General features: G+C 54.3%; 5 protein-coding genes and 1 pseudogene. 5 read left to right on the forward strand and 1 reads right to left on the reverse strand.

Going from position 1 to position 4,051, the window contains the following annotated elements:
• The 4 genes and pseudogenes from ACEYDX_RS06225 to ACEYDX_RS06240 form a co-directional block, all read left to right on the forward strand.
• A pseudogene (locus ACEYDX_RS06225) lies at nucleotides 1–180 on the forward strand (hypothetical protein); the annotation flags it as partial.
• A 74-nt stretch (nucleotides 181–254) separates the two neighbouring features.
• Entirely contained in the window at nucleotides 255–785 is a 531-nt protein-coding gene (locus ACEYDX_RS06230; RefSeq protein ID WP_373741160.1) for a lytic enzyme, read from the forward strand.
• Nucleotides 786–999: 214 nt separating this feature from the next.
• The gene (locus tag ACEYDX_RS06235; RefSeq protein WP_373741161.1) at nucleotides 1,000–2,034 is read left to right on the forward strand and encodes an NAD(P)H-dependent flavin oxidoreductase; all 1,035 of its coding nucleotides are present in this window, start codon (nucleotides 1,000–1,002) and stop codon (nucleotides 2,032–2,034) included.
• Nucleotides 2,035–2,190: 156 nt separating this feature from the next.
• The gene (locus ACEYDX_RS06240) at nucleotides 2,191–2,940 is read left to right on the forward strand and encodes a DUF4336 domain-containing protein (RefSeq protein ID WP_373741162.1); all 750 of its coding nucleotides are present in this window, start codon (nucleotides 2,191–2,193) and stop codon (nucleotides 2,938–2,940) included.
• Between the two features lie 118 nt (nucleotides 2,941–3,058).
• Here the strand turns inward: ACEYDX_RS06240 and ACEYDX_RS06245 are convergent, their stop codons facing one another.
• Nucleotides 3,059–3,199 carry a hypothetical protein gene (locus tag ACEYDX_RS06245; RefSeq protein ID WP_373741163.1) on the reverse strand — a complete coding sequence of 47 codons (141 nt, stop codon included), beginning with the start codon at nucleotides 3,197–3,199 and terminating at the stop codon, nucleotides 3,059–3,061.
• A 108-nt stretch (nucleotides 3,200–3,307) separates the two neighbouring features.
• On the opposite strand from ACEYDX_RS06245, the gene ACEYDX_RS06250 reads away from it, so the two are divergent.
• Nucleotides 3,308–3,757: a cyclophilin-like fold protein gene (locus ACEYDX_RS06250; RefSeq protein ID WP_373741164.1), complete on the forward strand. Its 450-nt coding sequence runs from the start codon at nucleotides 3,308–3,310 to the stop codon at nucleotides 3,755–3,757.
• The last annotated feature ends 294 nt before the right edge of the window (nucleotides 3,758–4,051 follow it).

Consider the following 4,051-nt stretch of genomic DNA (forward strand, 5'->3'; position numbering starts at 1 on the left):
AACGATACCGACGGTTCGTATGCCAAAAAGGTTCTTGCGGACAATCCCGAGGAAGTTGCCCGTTTTCATGAAGTAGCCAAAGAGCGTATCGAACAAGAGAAATATCAAGAATTAGCTATGCAGGAAAATAAAAACATCCAGTATGAAGAATTGCAGAGAGGTTTTTCTCGATCCGTATAACGGAATATCGCCAATCAAAACGCCTCCCTACGACAGGAAAATCGTGGGGAGTTTCAGTTTAAAGGAAAAACAAAATGAATGAATTAGACACTACATCGGAACGGCTGCAAAACCTAGTGATCGATATGGTCATGGTTTTGGAAAAATACAAAGACGATAGCGGTAAAATCGTTAATAATGTTCAAAAAGAACTGGATAAATCTTTAAGTCGACAACGCGACATGATGGTGGAGCTGGTCAGAAATGAATTGCTTGACGGCGCCTCGCAACAAGTGAAAAACTACTCAGCGGATATGGAAGAAGCAAGGGAGTTAATGATTAAACAAGTGGGAGAATTTAATACTTATCTGCAACATGTAAACAAAAGCAACCAAAAAATATTCAGGCAAACGGTATTGGGCGGAGCAATCACGTTGGCTACTTTGGTTGTGGGAGGTATTGCTTTGGTTTTCTTTTATTCCAGTATTATTTCACAAAAGAAATTGGAGGCCGACATGCTGAACAGAATCAATAATGCCGACATTGTACGCTGTGGAAATGAGTTATGCGCAAAAACCGGAAAGACCGGTGCAAATGGCTATCGGGTTATTCAACGGCGGCAATAAATCACTAAAACAATCCCAATAAAATTAAAATTCCTAAATAGATTTACGATTTCTAACTTCAACTAAAATATTATTCCCTATTTTTCAGGCAGCATTTGCACCACCCCCGACTACCTGTTCGGATGGCATTAAACGAACGCTCACACCCACCCGCAAAACCCAACCATACCCTTCTGCAACCGACGCCGCCCGAAAACCAAGCAAAGGAACCTCCATGCAACGGCTCTCCCTCAAACTCAAGCATCCCGTCATCCAAGCGCCCATGGCCGGTGTGCAGGGCGCACGGCTGGCCATTGCCGCATGCCGCGCGGGGATTGTCGGTTCGCTGCCTGCGGCCATGCTTTCGCCCGATGCGTTGCGCGGGGAAATCGCCTCCGTCCGCGCCGCCGTTGCGGATGCGCCGTTCAACGTGAATTTCTTCGCCCACACCGTGCCGCAGATTTCCGCCGCGCAGCACGAAGCATGGCTGGACTTGCTGCAACCGCTATTCAACCGTTTCGGCCTGAACCGCGCTGACATTCCGCAGGGCGGCGGGCGCAGGGCGTTCGACGACGAAGCGCTGGCCGTGGTGCAGGAACTCCGTCCTCCCGTCGTCAGCTTTCATTTCGGGCTGCCTGAAAAACGGCTGCTCGACGCGGTAAAAGCCACGGGTGCGCAGGTGTGGTCGTCCGCCACCACCGTGGAAGAAGCGCGCTGGCTGGAAACACACGGCGCGGATGCCGTCATCGCGCAGGGTCAGGAAGCAGGTGGCCACCGCGGGCTGTTTCTGAGCCGCGAACCGCAAGCCGTCGGCACGTTCGAACTGCTGTCCGGCATTCTGAACACCGTGCGCCTGCCTGTGATTGCCGCGGGCGGGATAAGCGGTGCTGCCGCCGTGCGCGCCGCCATCGATGCGGGCGCGGCAGCGGTTCAGGTCGGTACGGCGTTCATGCTCGCCGACGAAGCCGACACCCGGGCCGAACACCGCGCCGCCCTGCAAAACAAAAACCTGCCCACCGCCGTGACCAACCTGTTCACGGGCGGCTACGCGCGCGGCTTGGAAAACCCGCTGATGCGCGAACTCGGCTCCGTCCGCCCCGAAGCCCTGCCCTTCCCGTTCGCCGCGGCCGCCGTCGGCGCATTGCGCCAAGCCGCCGAACCCCACGGCTGCGCGGATTGGTTCGCGCCGATGTGGGCGGGACAAAACTACGCGCTCGCCGAAGCGGGCAGCACAGCGGAAATTGTGGAACGGCTCACGGCGGAACTGTAAGGCCGTCTGAAAATGCCTGTCTGAAAAACAAAGCGGCACCGTAACCCGGGCATTCATGCCCGACGCAAACCGAAACAGGCGGAACAACACATTGTCGGGTATCAATGCCCGAACTACGCAATTACGGATGAAAACTTGATGACCAAAGGCAATCCCATGACCCGAACCCCTGTTCCCCTTTACCGGCCGCTCAACACCCTGAAACCCATAGCCGGGAACATTTGGATAGCGGACGGCGGCATCATCCACATGGATATGGCCATCGCCAAAGTGCCCTTTTCCACACGCATGACCATAATACGGCTGTCAAACGGCGGCTTGTGGTGCCATTCCCCCATCGCCCCCGATGAACAACTTTTCCGCCAAATCGACGAACTCGGCGAAGTCCTCCATCTGGTCTCGCCCAACCATATCCACTACGCCCATATCGCCGGTTGGCAGGCGCGTTATCCGAATGCAACTGCTTGGGCAAGCCCGAATGTGAGAGAGCGTGCCGCCAGCCAAAAAACCGCCGTTCGTTTTGACCGGGATTTAGATGGCACTGCACCAAACGAATGGGCGGCAGACATCAGCCAGCACATCTTCGGCGGCAGCAAAGTGATGCAGGAAGTCGATTTTTTTCATCATGCCAGTAAAACGCTGATACTCACGGATTTGATAGAAAATTTCGAAACCGACAAAATGGGATGGTTTTGGGGCAGCGCGATGAAATTCGCAGGCAACGCCGACCCGGACGGAAAAGCCCCGATTGACATGCGAGCCACTTTTACCGACCGTGCCGCCGCGCGTGCCAGTTTGGAAAAATTGATTGCCTGGCAGCCTGAAAAAATCATTCTGGCTCACGGGCGCTGTTATTTGGAAAACGGCATGGCAGAATTGGAACGGGCATTTCGTTGGCTGAAATAATTTTCAGCTTCACGGAAAGCTGCTGCCCGTTTTCACGCAGCCTGAAAATACAGAACGGCAGATTGATTCCGCCACTTTAAAACACACCTGTTCCCACTCCCTCCCGCGTGGGAGAAGGCTAGGGAGAAAGCAAAGCGTTCAGGCCGTCTGAAACGTTTCTCAAACCGAAACAGTCCTCTCCCGCAGGAACGGGAACAGGTTGCCCGAACCCCAAACTTTTCAGACGGCCTGTTTCTAAGTAGGGTGAAGGTAAACCCACCAACAGGCCGTCTGAAAATGCCTGTCTGAAAAACTTTCAGCCTGCAAAATGGGCTTTAACCCACCGCTTACCGCCAAAGGCCGTCTGAAAACCTGAAAGGAAGCCCGCATGAAACCGCTGTTTTTCGCCCTCTCCGCCGCGCTCTGCCTTGCCTGCACGCCGCAGGGACAGAGCGAAGCCGCACCCTCGCCACCCGCGCGCCAACAAGGAGCAGCCATGCACATCGACATCAACGGCAAACGTTTCACCCTCCAACCGGCCGACACCGCCGCGGCCGCCGAACTGCGCAAACTGCTGCCGCTCAGCCTCAACATGGCAGATCACCTGCAAAACGAAAAACACGCCGAACTGCCGCGCCGACTGCCCGCCGCTGATTCCCGCCCCGGCAGAATCCGCGCGGGCGACGTCATGCTGTGGCAGGGGAATACCATCGTGGTGTTTTACGAAAGCTTCGACAGTTCATACCGTTACACGCGGTTGGGCAGCATCGCCAACCCCGCCGGTTTGAAAGAAGCCGTCGGCAAAGGCAGCGTGAACATACGCTTTACGGCGGATTAGGCCGTCTGAAATATTCCGGTTGCCCGAACCCCAAACTTTTCAGACTGCCTTAAACGTAAACAACTGCCTGTCTGAAAATTTCAGGCAGCCTGAAAAACAAAACGGCGGGTTTACACCCACCCTTGTATGTTGAAACCAATGTACCATAGCAATCAAACAGGTTATCTGCCTCTGTACACGCCCTGGGATTTTTTAACATCCGTGTCTTAGCTAAACGAGCAGATAACCAACCATCACCACAACCGAACAGTTGCACGACAACACAACCGAATGCAAGGAAGGTTTATGATGAGT

Origin of the sequence: Neisseria sp., assembly GCF_041804105.1 — a bacterium.
In the GTDB taxonomy this organism is placed as follows: domain Bacteria; phylum Pseudomonadota; class Gammaproteobacteria; order Burkholderiales; family Neisseriaceae; genus Neisseria.